Below are 16,716 nucleotides of genomic sequence, written 5' to 3'. Positions count from 1 at the left end.
TCAAATTAAATGCAAACAATGCAATTGTGATTTCAGCCATGTAACATCAGCCTGCCTACTCACAGCTAATGTTAACAACGCAACTGCTGTTTCCAGATTACATTTTCCACCACTCACGGCCCCGGCCTCACACAATGCACTACCTTGGGCATATACCGCGGCTACACAACCTTGCGGTACTTGGCTGATATTTAGAAGCAATTTACCCTGTTCCGTAAAAGTGCGCACTGCTTCAATCAATGACGGGGTATCCGGCGCATTTCCATGCCCGTAAGTTTGCAGTATCACCGCATCAGCAGTATCATGAACAATATTGCGTGCAATAGTGTCGGCCATTATCCCCGGAATCAATGTATAGCATTCAATATTGGCTTCCGGATTAATTTCTTGCACGGCAAACGGTTCTACTGTTTTTTCAGACAGGCATACTTTCTCCCAACCGCCTTCTTCACTCCACATACCCGATGCACCAAAATGCGCATTATCGAATGCCGCAGCGGATTCTGTGCTGAGTTTGCTGCTGCCTACCGCAGGAAACAGCTTGCCATTAAATGCCAGCATCACATCTTTCAGATCCGGCCGTTCCAGAGCTGCCACCGCCGTGGCCAAATTCAGCGGCGCATCACTGTTTTCACTATTGAAAGGCCATTGTGCACCGGTGAGCACAACGGGCTTATTCAAGCCTTTTAACGACAATGCAAATATATTGGCTGTATAAGCCAGCGTATCCGTGCCATGTAGCACCAAAACCCCATCGTATTGAGGAATTTTGTCTTTCAGAATAGCCAGCCAGTTTCGCCAGTTGAGCAGCGTAACGGCAGAAGAATCAATCAGCGGATTGCAAACATGCCAGTCAAAATCGCAGCGTGCAGCAAACGGAGCAAGCGCTTTGCCAACCAAAGCGGTGTCGGGAACCAAGCCTTTACTGCCCGCACTCATACCTATGGTGCCGCCGGTATAAAGAACAAAGATATGTTTTTTCATTGAACAACTGCCACAATTTTTTTCAGACAGGCATTATCATTTGCCCGCAACTTTTTTATTACGCATCAGACAAAGCATATCGGCGGCCACATGCGCGGCGGCAATCGCAGTAATTTCAGCACTGTCATAAGACGGCGCCACTTCCACCACATCCATACCCACAATATTCAAATCACCGAGCTTGCGGACGATGCCCAAAGCCGTATGCGAATTCAACCCGCCCGGCACCGGCGTTCCGGTACCCGGAGCAAAGGCCGGATCAAGGCAATCGATGTCGAAGGTAATGTAAACAGGATTATTGCCGATGATTTCATAAATCCGCTGCACGGTAGCATCTACACCGTTTTCATTTACCCACGGCGCAAACAGCATATTCATGCCCATAAAATCACTGTTCCAAGTTCGGATACCGACTTGCGCCGAAGTTTTCGGATCAATCAACCCGTTTTTAACGGCTTTGTAAAACATGGTGCCGTGATTTAACGACTCTTCTGCATCATCGGGCCAGGTATCGCAATGCGCATCAAAATGCAACAAGCTCAAAGGCTTGCCGTATTTTTCTGCATGAGCTTGCAGCAGAGGGTAAGTAATGTAATGATCCCCGCCAAACGTAAGCATTTTTGCCTTGGAATTTTGTATAATATCGCGCGCATGCTGAACAATGGTTTCCCGAATTGTCCAAGGCTGATGCGCATCAAACCAGCAATCGCCGTAATCAATCACCGCCAAATCATCAAACGGGTCAAATCCCCACGGGAAAAGATTCAGCTCTGCCAATTGCACGCTGGCCGCACGAATTGCCGCCGGCCCCAAACGCGCACCCGGACGGAAAGTAGTGGCCAAATCCAAAGGCACACCCGATACAACCACATCAACGCCTTCCAGATTTCGCGTATAGTTGCGGCGCATAAACGATAATGCGCCGGCATAAGTGTTTTCAATAGTTGAGCCTATCAGTCCTTCGCGGCGGAATGCGCCATCGCCATAGATTTTTTCGGTCATAGTGTAAAATGCCTTTGAAATTTCTCGAATCGAATAATGTTGTATTAGCGTTCAACCGCTAAAAAATAATACGGCGGGAAGCCGCTTTTTGTAATGGCAGCGTAATTAAACCATACGCAAACCATGCCCATGCCTGTCTGAAAATAGAAATAAGGCTTTCAGACAGGCATCTGAAAACCTTATGCGGGTTTATACTTCTTTTTGGGTTTGCTTTTGCGCTCTTTCCGCTTTTTTCGCCGCCCTTAATGCCTGTCGTTGTTGGCGTAGCTCGCGCAGTTTCCGATGGTAAAAACGTATGCGCTGGCGCTTTCTCCACCAGAAATAGCCTAACACTACCGCGCCGATGCCGATTAAAATAAACAAACCATATTGAAACTGGTGAACCTTATTCATCAACCAATCGCGGTTGGATGCACCATAATCACCCAAATACACCCAAACCGGCACGGAGATCAAAGCAGCGAAACCATCCATTAACAAGAAACGTGTGAACGAAACTTTTCCGCTGATACCGGCTGTAATGAAAATCGGCGTACGCAAGCCCGGTAAAAAACGTGCTACAAATAATACCCAGTTGCCATACTTATCAAACTTTTCCTGCACTTGCGCATAACGCTTGGGCGTCATCACACGCGCCACGGGTTTGAATCTTAATATTTTATCGCCGTAAGTTTTTCCGGCCATAAACATCATACCGTCACCAACCAGTACACCAAGCATACCGACCAAAAACATAACGTGCACATCCGCGTATCCCAAACCGGCGATAATGCCCCCTGTTACTAGGGTAATATCTTCCGGAATCGGCACGCCGAAGCCACACGCAACCAATACTAAAAAAACGGCAGCGTAACCGTATTGTGTAAAAAATGACTCCAAGAGGGCGAGAGAAATCATAAGCCCTGCTTCCTTTTTCGTGTGTATATGGTTAGTTTCGAAGCACTTGAAATAACATTCAAGCCCCGCCTGCCATTCTAACAGACGGGGGCTTGTTTTTCTGCTTGTGTTGCGATTATTTTCTTGCTTTTACAGGCGGATTTTGAATAGCCGCAGCGATGCGTTCGGCTCCGGATTGCGCCCAATCAGATTGCTTGGCTTCCACCATCACACGCACCACCGGCTCGGTGCCTGAAGCGCGCAATACTACGCGGCCTTTGCCTTCCAGCTCTTTTTCCACCTCAGCCAGTGCAGCGGCAGACGCGCTTTGCCAATCCTGCCCTTTTTCAATGCGCACATTAATCATGGTTTGCGGATACGGACGCCAGTCTAAAGCAGTTGCCAAGTCCTGATTCAGGGTTTGGATAGCCGCCAATACTTGCAAAGCTGAAATGATACCGTCGCCGGTATTGTGTTTATCCATGCAAAGAATATGACCCGAAGCCTCTCCGCCAATCAACCAACCGCGCTGGTGTAATTGCTCTAAAACATAGCGGTCGCCTACTTTGGCGCGGGCAAAAGCAACGCCTTTTTCTTTCAAAGCCAATTCCATCGCCATGTTAGTCATCACTGTGCCGACTACTCCGCCGATTTGCACGCCCTCTTTCGCGCATGCTTTGGCAATCACATAAATCAAGCTGTCGCCATCATAAACTTTACCGTTCTTATCGACCATCATCAGGCGGTCGCCGTCGCCGTCCAACGCAATGCCGTAATCCGCATCGTTCTGCAACACGGCCGCTTGTAAAGCTTTAGTGTGGGTGGCACCACATTTTTCATTAATGTTGTAGCCGTTCGGTTCATCACCAATAGTCACCACTTTTGCGCCCAACTCATGAAACACTTTCGGCGCAACATGGTAGCCCGCACCATTTGCAGTATCAACCACCAACTTCAGGCCGCGTAAGTCCAAATGGTTTGGGAAAGTGGATTTACAAAATTCGATATATCGGTCATCCGCACCATTAATGCGGCGGGCACGGCCTAAACGGTCGGAAGGCATAGTCACCATTTCTTGATCAAGCTTGGCTTCAATTTCCAGCTCAACCTCATCACTCAGCTTTACACCACCTTCCGCAAAAAATTTGATGCCGTTGTCAGAATACACGTTATGCGATGCGGAAATCATCACACCGGCCGACAGGCGCAATGCGCGGGTTAAATAAGCAATTCCGGGCGTGGGAAGAGGGCCTGTCTGAATCACGTTTACACCGGCTGCGGTAAAGCCCGCTACCAAAGCAGCTTCCAGCATATAGCCGGAAATACGGGTATCTTTACCGATGATCACAGTAGGTTTGTGTTCACTGTCGTGATGCACCAAAACTTGACCGGCAGCATAGCCGAGCTTCAAAACGAATTCAGGTGTAATTGGAAACTGACCTACTTCACCGCGCACACCATCGGTGCCGAAATATTTTTTAGCCATCTTAAAAGACACTCCAGATTTAATATAATTAAGTTTATTTTGTTACAGCCTTCCGGCTGCTTTTAAATTTAGGGGTATGATTATCTTACACATGCCTGTCTGAATCTTTTTAGACAGGCTTACAGGCAGATATTGCTTACAAACGGTTGCCCGCCTTATCCGCCTGAAAAACACCCAGCTCACGCCACACGTTCAAGGCATCTACTGTTGCTTTAACATCGTGAACCCGAACAATCTGCGCCCCCCTCGCCACCGCTGCCAATGCAGCCGCCACGCTACCGTACACGCGCTCTTTCGGCTCCTGCTCGCCTGTTAAATCGGCTATCATACGTTTGCGAGACACACCGATTAACAATGGCAACGCTGTTGCTTCCGCCAACCCATCCAAATGCTGCATCAATAATAGATTATGGTTCAGTGTTTTACCAAATCCAAAACCGGGATCAAGTACAATTCTTCTCTCATCAATACCGGCTTCAACGCAAACAGCAACCCGTGCTTTCAAATAATCTGCCACTTCGCCGACCACATCCTGATAGTGCGGATTATCCTGCATGTTTTCCGGCATGCCCTGCATATGCATCAAGCAAATACCTATTTGAGAATATTGTACCAATGTAGCCACCGCACCCTCATCTTCAAGGGCTTGCACGTCATTAATTATATCCGCATAGCCCGCTGATAATGCTTTTTGCATAATTTCAGCATGGCGTGTATCCAAGCTGATCGGCACATTCCAAGCAGCTAATTTTTCCAAAACGGGTGCCACCCGCAACCATTCCTCTTCAGGAGAAATATAAGCCGAACCCGGGCGAGTTGATTCGCCACCGATATCTAAAATATGTGCACCTTCCGTTAAAAGTTTTTCAGCATGCTTCAGCGCTTCATCCACGCTTTTTGAATAATTTCCACCGTCGGAAAAAGAGTCGGGAGTCAGGTTAATGATGCCCATTACTTTCGTTTTGGACAAGTCTATCTGAAACCGACCTGCTTGCCAGATATAATGTTTCATGGTTGTTAAACCGATTTTGAAAAAAGATAGAATTATATCCGATATACTGCCGCGTAATAATTAAAACAGATAAAACATATGCCTGTCTGAAATATTCAGACAGGCATATGTTTTATAACAATCCACCTTAAGCTTTATCGTTATTGCGCTGCTCTTCGGTTTTGATGACGTCAGAATAAGCAACATTGCTTTCTTCTTTTTTATCAGATTCAGATTGTTCGGCATGCTCTTGGGTAGGCTTTTGCTCTTCATCTTTGCGGATATTGTGGCTGTAATCTTTTGGCGGGCTGGGTTGTTTGCCTTCCATGATTTCCACAACCTGATCGCGGTCGATGGTTTCCCATTCCATCAAAGCTTTACACATGGTTTCCATCTTATCCCGGTTTTCATCCAGAATTTTGTAAGCCACTGCATACTGCTCATCCAAAATGCGGCGCACCTCGGCATCCACTTCTTGTTGGGTTTTCTCAGAAATATGTTGCGAACGGGTAATGCTTCGTCCTAAGAATACTTCGCCTTCATTTTCCGCATAAACCATCGCGCCCATTTTTTCACTCATGCCAAAACGGGTAACCATCTCACGGGCAATTTGTGTTGCACGTTCAAAGTCATTGGAAGCACCGGTAGAAATGCGGCCGACAAAAATGTCTTCGGCAATACGACCACCGTACAGAATCGAAATCTGGCTCAGCATTTGATCTTTATACATGCTGATACGGTCACGTTCCGGTAGCTGCCAAGTCAAACCTAATGCACGGCCTCGGGGCATGATGGTCACTTTATGCACAGGATCGGTAAACGGTAGGCTTTCCGCCACAATCGCATGTCCGGATTCATGGTATGCGGTTGCACGTTTTTCATCTTCATGCATCACCATGCTACGGCGCTCGGGACCCATATAGATTTTGTCTTTAGCATCTTCAAAGTCGCTTTGATCCACTTTGGTTTTATTACGACGACCGGCAAACAGCGCAGCTTCATTCACCAAGTTGGCCAGATCCGCACCGGAAAAACCCGGCGTACCGCGCGCCAATGATACTAAATCTACTGAAGCATCCAACGGCACTTTTTTGGCATGCACTTTCAAAATCTGCTCGCGACCACGAATATCGGGCAGAGGCACTACAACCTGACGATCGAAACGACCGGGGCGTTGCAGGGCAGGATCAAGGACATCGGGGCGGTTAGTGGCAGCAATCACTATCACGGTTTGATTGCTTTCAAAGCCATCCATTTCCACCAGCAACTGGTTCAAGGTTTGCTCACGCTCATCGTTACCGCCACCCAAGCCGGCACCACGTTGGCGGCCGACCGCATCAATCTCGTCAATAAAGATAATACACGGCGCGTTTTTCTTGGCTTGTTCAAACATATCGCGAACACGGCTGGCACCTACACCAACAAACATTTCCACAAAGTCGGAACCTGAAATACTGAAGAAAGGCACGCCTGCTTCGCCTGCAATGGCTTTTGCTAGCAAAGTTTTACCGGTACCCGGACTGCCCGCTAGCAAAATACCGCGCGGCACACGACCGCCCAAGCTTTGGTAGCGGTTAGGCGCTTTCAGGTAATCTACGATTTCCTGAACTTCTTCTTTGGCTTCATCGCAACCGGCAACATCAGCAAAAGTAACTTTATTGGCATCTTTATCCAGAAGCTTGGCACGGCTTTTACCAAAAGAGAATGCACCACCCTTACCGCCACCACCTGTCTGCATGCGCATGAAATAAATCCATACGCCGATCAGCAGCAGAATCGGCAACATGTTCAATAACAGGCTGGTAAAAATACTCGGCTTTTCTTCGGGCGTTACTTTCAACGCCACTTTTTTGTCCAGTAGCGTTTTTACCAAGTTGTCATCCAAAGGGGCGTTGGTTAAGAACGTGGTTTTATCGTTGCGCTCGCCCTTAATCAAATAACCTGAGAAAACCGAGCCTTCAAAATTAACGCTGGCTATCTCACCCTTATTTACCTGCTCGATAAACTGCGAATATGTAATTTCTTTTTTTTCTTCCTGCTTGCCCACAACAGCATTAAAGGCAATCATCAAACCGACTGCCAATGCTATCCAGACCAACAGGCTTTTCATGGTGCTTCCCACGGAAACAGGCTCCCATACATAAAAAATTAAATAAAAATGGATTGTAATTCAGACACACTCTATTGTCAGCGTTTATTTTTCCCTAATAGATAAATCTCACTGGAGCGATTGCGTGAAGCATCGGGCTTGCGTACCTGCACACTTTGAAACACCTCTCTCATTTGTGCCGTAAACTCTTGGTAGCCCGCACCCTGAAACACCTTTACCAAGAAACAACCTCCTGTTTTCAAGTGGTTTCGGGCAAAATCCAAAGCCAGTTCGCAAAGATAATAGCTGCGTGCCTGATCCGTTACCGAATTGCCGCTCATATTGGGTGCCATATCGCAAATTACAAGGTCTAAAGGCCGCCCGCCCAGCAAGGATTCAAACTCTTGCAGCACACCCTCCTCACGGAAGTCGCCCTGAATGAAAGACACGCCTTCCACGGGCTCCATCGGCAATATGTCCAGCGCAAAAACCGCACCGTCCGAACCCGCCAGCTTGGCAGCCACTTGCGACCAGCTTCCCGGAGCGCTGCCCAAATCGGCCAAAACCGTGCCCTGTTTAATCAGCTTGTCTTTTTCATTGATTTCCAAAAGCTTGTAAGCCGCGCGCGCGCGGTAACCGTCTTTCTGCGCTTTATGCACATAATGATCGTTTACATGCTCGTTCAACCAGGCTTTGGAGGATTTGGAGCGCACTGCCATCCGATTACTTTCTTTGCGGAAAACCAACCACGTATTATATGTGATTTTTTAGCGGAACTGGCGTAGAATAGCAAATTTATCTGTATATATTTCATTTGGTTCCATGTCAGAAAAACTCACTCCCCGCGAAATTGCGGAGCTCAAAGCCCGCGCCCACTCATTAAACCCCGTTGTGATGATCGGCCAACACGGCTTAACCGAATCGGTTATCAAAGAAACCGATGCTGCATTGAAAGCACACGAATTAATCAAAGTACGCGTTTTGGGCGACGACCGTCAGGAACGCATCGCCATTTGCGAAGCTTTATGCGGGGCAGTAGATGCCCAACTTGTTCAGCATATCGGCAAACTGCTGGTTTTGTGGCGTGAAAATACGGAAGATTAATCAGATTTTGAATAATTCACGACAAAATGCCTGTCTGAAAAAGTTTTCAGACAGGCATTTGCCTTTCTACAGCCGTCAACCGTTAAACATCAATCTTGCTCAATACATAGTCAATGTCTTTATCGCCTCTGCCCGACAGATTTATCAACAGGCGCCTATTGCCATCCAATTCTTTAGCTCGGCGCAAAGCATACGCAACAGCATGGGAAGATTCCAGCGCCGGAATAATGCCTTCCTCGCGCGACAAAGCCAAAAACGCATCCAGCGCTTCTTTATCGGTAACCGTTTCATATCTTCCCCGTCCAAGGTCTTTCAAGTGGCAGTGCTGGGGGCCTATGCCCGGATAGTCGAGCCCCGATGCAATCGAGTGCACGGCTGCCGGCATGCCGTCTGCCTCTTGCAGGTAATAGCAATTGAAGCCTTGGATATTGCCGAACTTGCCTAAAGTCATGGTTGCAGCGTGCCGCCCCGGCTTATCCAAGCCTTCCCCGGCAGGCTCCACACCGACCAAATCCACTGATTCGTCATTAATAAATGCGTTAAACAAACCCAATGCGTTTGAACCGCCGCCCACGCAGGCAACCACTTCATCCGGCAAGCCGCCATATTGGCTTTGGAACTGCTCACGCGCTTCATGGCCGATAATGCTTTGAAAATAAGACACCATTTCAGGGTAAGGCGCCGGGCCGACAACCGAACCAATCGCAAACATGCTGCTGTCCAATTGGCTCATATAGGCCTCAAACGCACTGTCAACCGCCTCTTTCAAGGCGCCCGCACCTGCTGACACCGGCACCAGCTTCGCTCCGAGGATTTTCATGCGCGACACATTCGGATGCTCTTTTTGAATGTCCACCACACCCATATGGATTTCGCATTCCAAACCGAGCAAAGCCGCTGCCGTTGCCAACGCCACACCGTGCTGCCCCGCACCGGTTTCGGCAATCACTTTCTTTTTACCCAGCTTTTTCGCCAGCAAAACTTCGCCTATGCAGTGGTTGATTTTGTGGGCACCGGTGTGGTTTAAATCTTCGCGCTTCAGATAAATCTGTGCGCCGCGTTTGGATAAGGTTTGCGCGTGGTAAATCGGGCTGGGGCGGCCGATATAAGTGGCTTGCAGGCGTTTCATTTCTTCAACAAACGCAGCATCGCCGATGATGCTGCGGAAACCTGCTTCGATTTCCGCCAAAGCCGCTGCAAGCTGCGGATGGCCGATTTTGCCGCCGTGTTTGCCGAAATTGCCGTCTGCATCGGGCAAAACCAGCGGATTGAGTTGTTCGTGCGCCATGATTTTCTCCTGTATTCAATATGAATTTAAGTTTGATAAATTTTAGATACAAAAAAACCGCCCGGTATAGACGGAGCGGTTTCAGATTCGTACGCCGGATTTGCTTTAGCAAACCGCGCAATCATGCGCCGCACCGAAATGCAGTTGCCAATTGCGCCAAAAGAAGTTTTGCGTATTCATGCGCGGCATCTTAACATAGGCTTTCTTATCTTATCAATACTGGGTTTTCAGACAGGCATAACCGGTTTTCAAAGCGGTTTTCTGCCCAACAGGCGAATCAACGAACTCTGCCCGGTATGGCGCGATCCTTCATACACTTCCCTGCGCACATGCTCGGCTACAATCCATTCCAGCCCGCCGAACACATCTACCATATCGCGCAGCGTGCCCAACATAGTCGGATCGCTCGGGCCGCCCGTGCCGAACATAATCTGCTCGGGATGATAAAACACGCCCACAAACAAGCCGCCCGGCTCCAAGGCATCGATAACGCGGCGGTACACTTCGCTCCGGTTCGGCTCGGTAAAATGGCAGAAAATATTGGTGATAACAGCGTAATGCTCTTGCGGAAAATCAAATTCGGTCAGATCCGCTTGCTGTATGGCAAAACGGACGCCTTTTAATTCGGCCAATTTCTTCGCTTTTTGCAGCCCCACATCCGACAAATCCACGCCCAACACTTCCAAACCGTGCTGCGCGAGAAATGCAGCATTGCGCCCTTCTCCCGTGGCCAAATCAAGCGCCCTGCCCTGCTTGGGCAGATGATGCAGAATTTCCAGAATAAAATCATTCGGTTCGGTGCCGAACACAAATTCTTCCGTGTCGTAGCGTTCGTCCCATTTATACATATTCTCTCCTTTGCTTGCGGCTCCCAGTGCTGAAATACCAGCCTCAATACATTTTCAGACAGGCATTGATCACCAATGCCTGTCTGAAAAGCCGTCTATTCGATATTCTGAACCTGTTCTCGCATCTGCTCGATCAGCACTTTCAACTCAACCGAAGCCTGCGTGCATTCCGCCGAAATCGCTTTACTGCCCAACGTGTTGGCTTCCCGGTTCAATTCCTGCATGAGAAAGTCCAAACGCTTGCCCACACTTCCCTTCTGCGCGGTAACAATGCGTTTAACTTCCGCGATATGCGCCCGCAAGCGGCTGAATTCTTCATCCACATCAGCCTTTTGCAGATAAAGCGTAAATTCCTGCTTGAGGCGGTCTTCGTCGATATTTTCCACCGCCTCCGCCAGCCGCGCACGGATTTTTTCCATATAGGCCTGCAACAAATGCGGGAACAATTCCGCCAAAGCGTCCACAATTTCAGCCATGCCGTCCAGCCTGGTAACAATATGCTCTTGCAGCTTCACACCTTCGCGGCGGCGCGTTTCCGAAAACTCCTCCAGCGCCTGCACCAGCAAATCCTGCACGATTTTGGCAAACGCTTCCTCATCCGCCGCCTGGCTCACCAGCACGCCCTGAAATTTCAAAATATCGGCCACCGTGAGCTTGCCCAAACCTTCATATTTTTTGCGCCACTTTTCATTTAAAGCCGCCAGTTCGCCAACCAGCGCTTCATTCACATTCAGCTCGATTTCCCCGTTTTCCAAAGGCTGCACCTGAATACGGCATTCCACTTTGCCACGCACCGCATATTGCGCCACTTTTTCGCGCAAAGTGCTTTCCAGATAGCGCAAATCATCAGGCATTTTAAACTGCACATCCAAATACCTGTGGTTTACTGCGCGGATTTCCAAATTAATGCGTTTGCCGCCGCACTCGCCCACCGCATTGGCAAAGCCGGTCATACTGTGAATCGTCATGGTGTTTTACTCCGAGATTAAATAGTGAGTGAAATCGCTTTCCAATATACCATAAGCCCGCATGATATAATCCACCGCGAATAAATTTTAAGGAAAATCCATGTCAGCCAACTATACCCGCACCGCCCGCCCTGCCGACACCCTGCGCAACATCACCATCACGCCCCACTTTCTCCCCCATGCCGACGGTTCCTGCCTGATTGAGTTCGGCAACACCAAAGTGATCTGCACCGCCTCGATCGACGAAAGCCTGCCGCCTTTTTTGCGCGGCCAAGACCAAGGTTGGGTAACTGCAGAATACGGCATGCTGCCCGCCTCCACCGCTACCCGCATGCGCCGCGAAGCCGCTGCGGGCAAGCAAAGCGGGCGCACTCAGGAAATCCAACGCTTGATCGGCCGCTCGCTGCGCGCCGTTGTCGAGCTGGAAAAGCTGGGCGAACGCCAGATTCTGATTGACTGCGATGTGATTCAAGCCGACGGCGGCACGCGCACCGCTTCGATTACCGGCGCATTTGTCGCCTTGCAGCTGGCGGTTAACAAGCTGCTGGATTCAGGCATGTTGATACAGAACCCGATCCGCGAAGCCGTAGCCGCCGTTTCCGTGGGCGTGGTCGGCGGCGTGCCGCTGCTGGATTTGGATTATCCCGAAGACTCCGGCTGCGACAGCGATGTCAATATCGTGATGACCGCATCAGGCAAAATCATCGAAATCCAGGGTACGGCTGAAGGCGCACCTTTCAGTCTCGAAGAGCTCAACCGGCTCATCGCGCTCGGCCAGAAAGGCATTGCCGAGCTGATAGCGCACCAGCAAAAAGCTTTGGAGCGCAGCGCCGAATAAGCAAAGCCGAATGCCTGTCTGAAAACGAGCAACACGGGTTTCTGCGAAGCGAAAACATTTTCAGACAGGCATTGCCGGCTCTGCCGCACACGAAATAATTTATCAGCCGGAAACCTTGAATTCCCAAGTAAAAATAGTAATAATATTTCGTTGTTTCCCAACCGCAATAATCTGAATTGTTGCATGTAAAAAATCCGATCAAGAAAGCAGCAAAATGGCGTTAATCGTACAAAAATACGGCGGCACCTCAGTGGGCTCTACCGACCGTATCAAAAACGTAGCAAAGCGCGTGGCCAAAGCCCGCGCAGAAGGGCATGATGTTGTCGTTGTCGTTTCCGCAATGAGCGGCGAAACCAACCGCTTGGTTGCACTTGCCCACGAAATGCAGGAATTTCCCGATCCCCGCGAATTGGATGTGATTCTGGCCACCGGCGAGCAAGTAACCATCGGCCTTTTGGCCATGGCGCTGAAAAACATCGGCGTGGAAGCCAGAAGCTACACCGGCTGGCAAGTTGCCGTGAAAACCGATTCCGCACACACCAAAGCCCGCATCGACCATATCGACGATGAAAACATCCGTGCCGACTTAAAACAAGGCAAAGTCGTTATCGTGGCCGGCTTCCAAGGCGTAACCGCCGACGGCGACATCTCAACTTTAGGCCGCGGCGGCTCCGACACTTCAGCCGTGGCCTTAGCCGCAGCCTTGAAAGCCGACGAATGCCAAATCTACACCGACGTAGACGGCGTATACACCACCGACCCGCGCGTTGTGCCCGAAGCGCGCCGCATGAGCACCATTTCCTTCGAAGAAATGCTGGAGCTTGCAAGCTTGGGCTCGAAAGTTTTACAAATCCGCTCAGTGGAATTCGCCGGCAAATACAAAGTACGCCTGCGCGTATTAAGCAGCCTGCAAGACGGAGGCGAAGGCACTTTAATCACCTTTGAAGAGGACGAAAACATGGAAAAAGCCGCCGTACAAGGCATTGCATTCGATAAAAACCAAGCCCGCATCAACGTGCGCGGCGTACCCGACAAACCCGGCATTGCCTACCAAATCCTCGGCACCGTGGCCGATGCCAACATCGAAGTCGACATGATCATTCAGAATGTGGGCGACGAAGGCACCACCGATTTCTCATTCACCGTACCGCGCGGCGACTACAAACCCACTTTAGAGCTTATAAACGGCCTGAAAGAGAGCTTGGGCGCCACTGAAATCGACGGCGACGACGGCGTGTGCAAAGTTTCCATCGTCGGCTTGGGCATGCGCTCACATGCAGGCGTAGCGGCAAAAATGTTCCGCACTCTGGCCGAAGAAGGCATCAACATCCAAATGATCTCCACTTCCGAAATCAAAGTTTCCGTGTTGCTTGATGAAAAATACATGGAACTTGCTACCCGCGTGCTGCACAAAGCATTTGAGTTGGATAAAGCATAATTCGCACTAATCAGCAAAATGCCTGTCTGAAATTTTTTTCAGACAGGCATTTTTTATCAAGATAGTGCAAATAAACTTTGTTTTGGTCATGGTCATATCTTCGTCATACTCGGGCTTGACAGACGTGCTAATTTTTAAATTATTTTGCCGTAACGCGTGCATTAAAATGCCTGTCTGAAACCTTTTTCAGACAGGCATTGCCAACATCCCCGCTCAAGCCACATCAAATTCAGCCTGCACCATACCGGCCAAATCCAATGCCAATTTATCGCCCGAATGCAGCTCGCCCACGCCCGCCGGCGTGCCGGTAAACACCACATCGCCCGCTTTCAAGCCGTAGCTGTCGGCCAATTCCCGCAAAATAGCGGCAATCGGGTAAATCATATGCGAAGTTTGACCGCGCTGGCGCGTTTCGCCGTTCACTTTGAAAGTAAACACACAATCTTGCGCATCCGGCAGCTTTTCCGCCGCGATAAAATCCGACACGCAAGCCGCGCCGCGGAAGCCTTTGGCTTTGGTCCACGGCAGCCCTTTTTCTTTCAAACGGCTTTGCACGTCGCGCGCCGTCAAATCCAAGCCCACTCCGTAGCCCACAACAATACCGCTTAAATCGCCCTGCACACCATCCGAATCTTTGCCGATCAGCAAAACCAATTCGCATTCATAATGCACCGAGCGGCTGTATTCAGGCAGGCATATCGTGCCGCCGTTGTGCAGAATGCTGTTGTTCGGCTTCATAAACACCACAGGTTCCGTAGGCGTTTCGTTTTTCAATTCGGCAATATGGTCGACATAATTGCGGCCGATGCAGTAAATATTGTTTACAGCGGCAGCTTTTTGCTCCAGTTTCACTTCAATCACGGTGTTCTCCTATCAATAAAAAAACCGTTTGAACCAAGCCCAAACGGTTTCTACGCTTTATTTTTGCAGCCCGGCGGCGATCTTTTCCACCACCGCATCCACCGCCACGCTCTGCGCTTCGCTATCGGTGCGTTTGGCGTATTCGACCACGCCTTCTTTCAAACCCCGGTCGCCGATGACAATGCGGTGGGGAATGCCCAAAAGCTCGGAATCGTTCAGCAGCACGCCGGCGCGTTCGTCGCGGTCATCCAGCAACACATCCACGCCTTTTGCCAACAACTCGGCATAGAGTTTATCGGCGGTTTCGCGCACGGCATCGGATTTTTTGTAATTCATCGGCACAACCACCACTTCAAACGGCGCCATCGCATCCGTCCAGATGATGCCGCGCTCGTCATTGTTCTGTTCGATGGCAGCGGCAACAATGCGGGTTACACCGATGCCGTAACAGCCCATTTCCATCACTTGCGATTTGCCGTTGTTATCAAGGAAGCTGGCGTTCATGGCTTGCGAATATTTGTCGCGCAGCTGGAACACATGCCCCACTTCAATACCGCGTGCCAGTTTTAGGCGGCCTTTGCCGTCCGGGCTCGGATCGCCTTCAATCACGTTGCGCAGGTCGACAAACTCAGGCTCGGGGCAGTCGCGGCCGAAATTAAAACCGGTGTAGTGGTAGTCGTCTTCATTGGCGCCTATTACGGTGTCAGCCAACTTTTCAGTGGCGTAGTCGGCATACACTTTACCTTTGAAACCTACCGGGCCGAGCGAGCCGCCGTTGGCACCAAAGCCTGTCTGAATGGCTTCGGGCGTTGCCATGGCTAAAGGCGACTTCACACCTGCTAGCTTTTCAGCTTTGATATCGTTAAATTCATGGTCTCCGCGCAACAGCAGCAGCACCAGTTCGCCTTCCGCTTCGCCCTCTACCACAATCGATTTAAGTGTTTTCTCAGCCGGAATATTTAAAAATGCCGCCAAATCGGCAATGGTTTTCACTTTCGGCGTGTGAACTTTGGTTAATATTTCAGCAGCAGCGGCACGCTCGCCTTGTTGCGGCAAAGTCGGTGCGAGTTCCACATTCGCGGCAAAATCAGATGTATCGCTGTAAGCAATCACATCCTCACCGCTTTCAGCCAGCACTTGGAATTCGTGCGAACCAGTGCCGCCGATGCTGCCCGTATCTGCGGCAACGGGGCGGTAGTTTAAGCCTAAACGGTTAAAAATACGGCAATAAGCGTCATACATCGGCTGGTAACCGTCGCGTACCAGCGATTCGTAATCGGCATGGAACGAATAAGCATCTTTCATCACAAATTCACGCGCACGCATCACACCGAAACGGGGGCGCACTTCGTCGCGGAATTTGGTGTTGATGTGGTAGAAATTTTTCGGAAGCTGCTTATAGCTGGTGATTTCTTTGCGCACAATATCGGTAATCACTTCTTCACAAGTGGGGCCCAAGCAGAAATCGCGCTCGTGGCGGTCTTTCAGGCGCAGCAATTCTTTGCCGTAAAATTCCCAACGGCTGCTTTCTTCCCACAGCTCGGCAGGCTGCACCACAGGCATCAGCAGCTCTACCGCGCCGGCACGGTTCATTTCTTCGCGCACGATGTTTTCAACTTTGCGCAACACGCGCAGACCCATCGGCATCCATGTGTACAAACCGGAAGCATTGGCTTTGATCAAACCGGCGCGCAGCATTAATTTATGGCTGGCAAGCGCGGCTTCGGCAGGGGCTTCTTTTAAAGTGGAAATGAAAAATTGGCTGGCTTTCATGATTTTCATCGTTGGAAATTAGTAAAGACACGCGATTGTACCGCAAACTGCGCTGAATCGTGCAATCGAAACAAGGCCTGTTGGTTTTGTGTGGCATATCCGTTTAATGCCTGTCTGAAAACATCTATTTGATACTAATTTTCAAAAATTCTTTCCAAACCAAAGAAAAT

15 protein-coding genes are annotated in these 16,716 nt (G+C 49.8%); 3 read left to right on the top strand and 12 right to left on the bottom strand.

What is annotated here, in order from left to right; all coding sequences use genetic code 11:
- The 7 genes from HMPREF9370_RS04800 to HMPREF9370_RS04770 all read right to left on the bottom strand — a co-directional run bounded on the left by HMPREF9370_RS04800 (position 1) and on the right by HMPREF9370_RS04770 (position 8,147).
- Positions 1 to 984 carry an asparaginase gene (locus HMPREF9370_RS04800; protein ID WP_009116224.1) on the bottom strand — a complete coding sequence of 328 codons (984 nt, stop codon included), beginning with the start codon at positions 982 to 984 and terminating at the stop codon, positions 1 to 3.
- A gap of 36 nt (positions 985 to 1,020) precedes the next feature.
- Positions 1,021 to 1,986, bottom strand: coding sequence for an agmatinase (gene speB, locus HMPREF9370_RS04795; protein WP_009116223.1), 966 nt, complete (start codon positions 1,984 to 1,986; stop codon positions 1,021 to 1,023).
- A gap of 189 nt (positions 1,987 to 2,175) precedes the next feature.
- Positions 2,176 to 2,883 carry a DedA family protein gene (locus tag HMPREF9370_RS04790; protein WP_009116222.1) on the bottom strand — a complete coding sequence of 236 codons (708 nt, stop codon included), beginning with the start codon at positions 2,881 to 2,883 and terminating at the stop codon, positions 2,176 to 2,178.
- 115 nt (positions 2,884 to 2,998) lie between these two features.
- Positions 2,999 to 4,348: a phosphoglucosamine mutase gene (glmM, locus tag HMPREF9370_RS04785; protein ID WP_009116221.1), complete on the bottom strand. Its 1,350-nt coding sequence runs from the start codon at positions 4,346 to 4,348 to the stop codon at positions 2,999 to 3,001.
- A gap of 136 nt (positions 4,349 to 4,484) precedes the next feature.
- Positions 4,485 to 5,360: a dihydropteroate synthase gene (gene folP / locus HMPREF9370_RS04780; RefSeq protein WP_009116220.1), complete on the bottom strand. Its 876-nt coding sequence runs from the start codon at positions 5,358 to 5,360 to the stop codon at positions 4,485 to 4,487.
- A 127-nt stretch (positions 5,361 to 5,487) separates the two neighbouring features.
- The gene (gene ftsH / locus HMPREF9370_RS04775; RefSeq protein WP_040666917.1) at positions 5,488 to 7,461 is read right to left on the bottom strand and encodes an ATP-dependent zinc metalloprotease FtsH; all 1,974 of its coding nucleotides are present in this window, start codon (positions 7,459 to 7,461) and stop codon (positions 5,488 to 5,490) included.
- Between the two features lie 65 nt (positions 7,462 to 7,526).
- Entirely contained in the window at positions 7,527 to 8,147 is a 621-nt protein-coding gene (locus HMPREF9370_RS04770) for an RlmE family RNA methyltransferase (RefSeq protein WP_009116218.1), read from the bottom strand.
- A gap of 103 nt (positions 8,148 to 8,250) precedes the next feature.
- On the opposite strand from HMPREF9370_RS04770, the gene yhbY reads away from it, so the two are divergent.
- Positions 8,251 to 8,532 carry a ribosome assembly RNA-binding protein YhbY gene (yhbY, locus tag HMPREF9370_RS04765; protein ID WP_009116217.1) on the top strand — a complete coding sequence of 94 codons (282 nt, stop codon included), beginning with the start codon at positions 8,251 to 8,253 and terminating at the stop codon, positions 8,530 to 8,532.
- Positions 8,533 to 8,614: 82 nt separating this feature from the next.
- On the opposite strand, the gene trpB is transcribed toward yhbY, so the two are convergent.
- The 3 genes from trpB to HMPREF9370_RS04750 all read right to left on the bottom strand — a co-directional run bounded on the left by trpB (position 8,615) and on the right by HMPREF9370_RS04750 (position 11,636).
- A complete protein-coding gene (gene trpB, locus HMPREF9370_RS04760) occupies positions 8,615 to 9,820 on the bottom strand; it encodes a tryptophan synthase subunit beta (RefSeq protein ID WP_009116216.1) in 1,206 nt (401 codons plus the stop codon).
- A gap of 248 nt (positions 9,821 to 10,068) precedes the next feature.
- Positions 10,069 to 10,668 (bottom strand): class I SAM-dependent methyltransferase, encoded by a 600-nt coding sequence (locus tag HMPREF9370_RS04755; protein ID WP_009116215.1) that lies wholly within the window; start codon positions 10,666 to 10,668, stop codon positions 10,069 to 10,071.
- Positions 10,669 to 10,763: 95 nt separating this feature from the next.
- On the bottom strand, positions 10,764 to 11,636 hold the full coding sequence (locus HMPREF9370_RS04750) for a YicC/YloC family endoribonuclease (protein WP_009116214.1): 873 nt from the start codon (positions 11,634 to 11,636) through the stop codon (positions 10,764 to 10,766).
- A gap of 100 nt (positions 11,637 to 11,736) precedes the next feature.
- On the opposite strand from HMPREF9370_RS04750, the gene rph reads away from it, so the two are divergent.
- A complete protein-coding gene (gene rph, locus HMPREF9370_RS04745) occupies positions 11,737 to 12,474 on the top strand; it encodes a ribonuclease PH (protein WP_009116213.1) in 738 nt (245 codons plus the stop codon).
- A 214-nt stretch (positions 12,475 to 12,688) separates the two neighbouring features.
- Positions 12,689 to 13,912 (top strand): aspartate kinase, encoded by a 1,224-nt coding sequence (locus HMPREF9370_RS04740; RefSeq protein WP_009116212.1) that lies wholly within the window; start codon positions 12,689 to 12,691, stop codon positions 13,910 to 13,912.
- A 213-nt stretch (positions 13,913 to 14,125) separates the two neighbouring features.
- On the opposite strand, the gene HMPREF9370_RS04735 is transcribed toward HMPREF9370_RS04740, so the two are convergent.
- Both HMPREF9370_RS04735 and HMPREF9370_RS04730 read right to left on the bottom strand, forming a co-directional pair.
- Entirely contained in the window at positions 14,126 to 14,773 is a 648-nt protein-coding gene (locus HMPREF9370_RS04735; protein WP_009116210.1) for a fumarylacetoacetate hydrolase family protein, read from the bottom strand.
- Between the two features lie 57 nt (positions 14,774 to 14,830).
- A complete protein-coding gene (locus HMPREF9370_RS04730; protein WP_040666914.1) occupies positions 14,831 to 16,546 on the bottom strand; it encodes a proline--tRNA ligase in 1,716 nt (571 codons plus the stop codon).
- Between the last annotated feature and the right edge of the window lie 170 nt (positions 16,547 to 16,716).

The organism is Neisseria wadsworthii 9715, assembly GCF_000227765.1.
GTDB classification, from domain to species: Bacteria; Pseudomonadota; Gammaproteobacteria; order Burkholderiales; family Neisseriaceae; genus Neisseria; species Neisseria wadsworthii.
This window is presented reverse-complemented; position numbering and strand designations above follow the sequence as displayed.

Excerpts from the sequence above, each read along its gene's own strand:
- rph (WP_009116213.1), top strand. The coding sequence starts at position 11,737 with ATGTCAGCCAACTATACCCGCACCGCCCGCCCTGCCGACACCCTGCGC.
- speB (WP_009116223.1), bottom strand. The coding sequence starts at position 1,986 with ATGACCGAAAAAATCTATGGCGATGGCGCATTCCGCCGCGAAGGACTG.
- HMPREF9370_RS04800 (WP_009116224.1), bottom strand. The coding sequence starts at position 984 with ATGAAAAAACATATCTTTGTTCTTTATACCGGCGGCACCATAGGTATG.
- yhbY (WP_009116217.1), top strand. The coding sequence starts at position 8,251 with ATGTCAGAAAAACTCACTCCCCGCGAAATTGCGGAGCTCAAAGCCCGC.
- glmM (WP_009116221.1), bottom strand. The coding sequence starts at position 4,348 with ATGGCTAAAAAATATTTCGGCACCGATGGTGTGCGCGGTGAAGTAGGT.
- folP (WP_009116220.1), bottom strand. The coding sequence starts at position 5,360 with ATGAAACATTATATCTGGCAAGCAGGTCGGTTTCAGATAGACTTGTCC.
- HMPREF9370_RS04770 (WP_009116218.1), bottom strand. The coding sequence starts at position 8,147 with ATGGCAGTGCGCTCCAAATCCTCCAAAGCCTGGTTGAACGAGCATGTA.
- HMPREF9370_RS04740 (WP_009116212.1), top strand. The coding sequence starts at position 12,689 with ATGGCGTTAATCGTACAAAAATACGGCGGCACCTCAGTGGGCTCTACC.
- HMPREF9370_RS04750 (WP_009116214.1), bottom strand. The coding sequence starts at position 11,636 with ATGACGATTCACAGTATGACCGGCTTTGCCAATGCGGTGGGCGAGTGC.
- trpB (WP_009116216.1), bottom strand. The coding sequence starts at position 9,820 with ATGGCGCACGAACAACTCAATCCGCTGGTTTTGCCCGATGCAGACGGC.
- HMPREF9370_RS04755 (WP_009116215.1), bottom strand. The coding sequence starts at position 10,668 with ATGTATAAATGGGACGAACGCTACGACACGGAAGAATTTGTGTTCGGC.
- HMPREF9370_RS04790 (WP_009116222.1), bottom strand. The coding sequence starts at position 2,883 with ATGATTTCTCTCGCCCTCTTGGAGTCATTTTTTACACAATACGGTTAC.
- HMPREF9370_RS04730 (WP_040666914.1), bottom strand. The coding sequence starts at position 16,546 with ATGAAAGCCAGCCAATTTTTCATTTCCACTTTAAAAGAAGCCCCTGCC.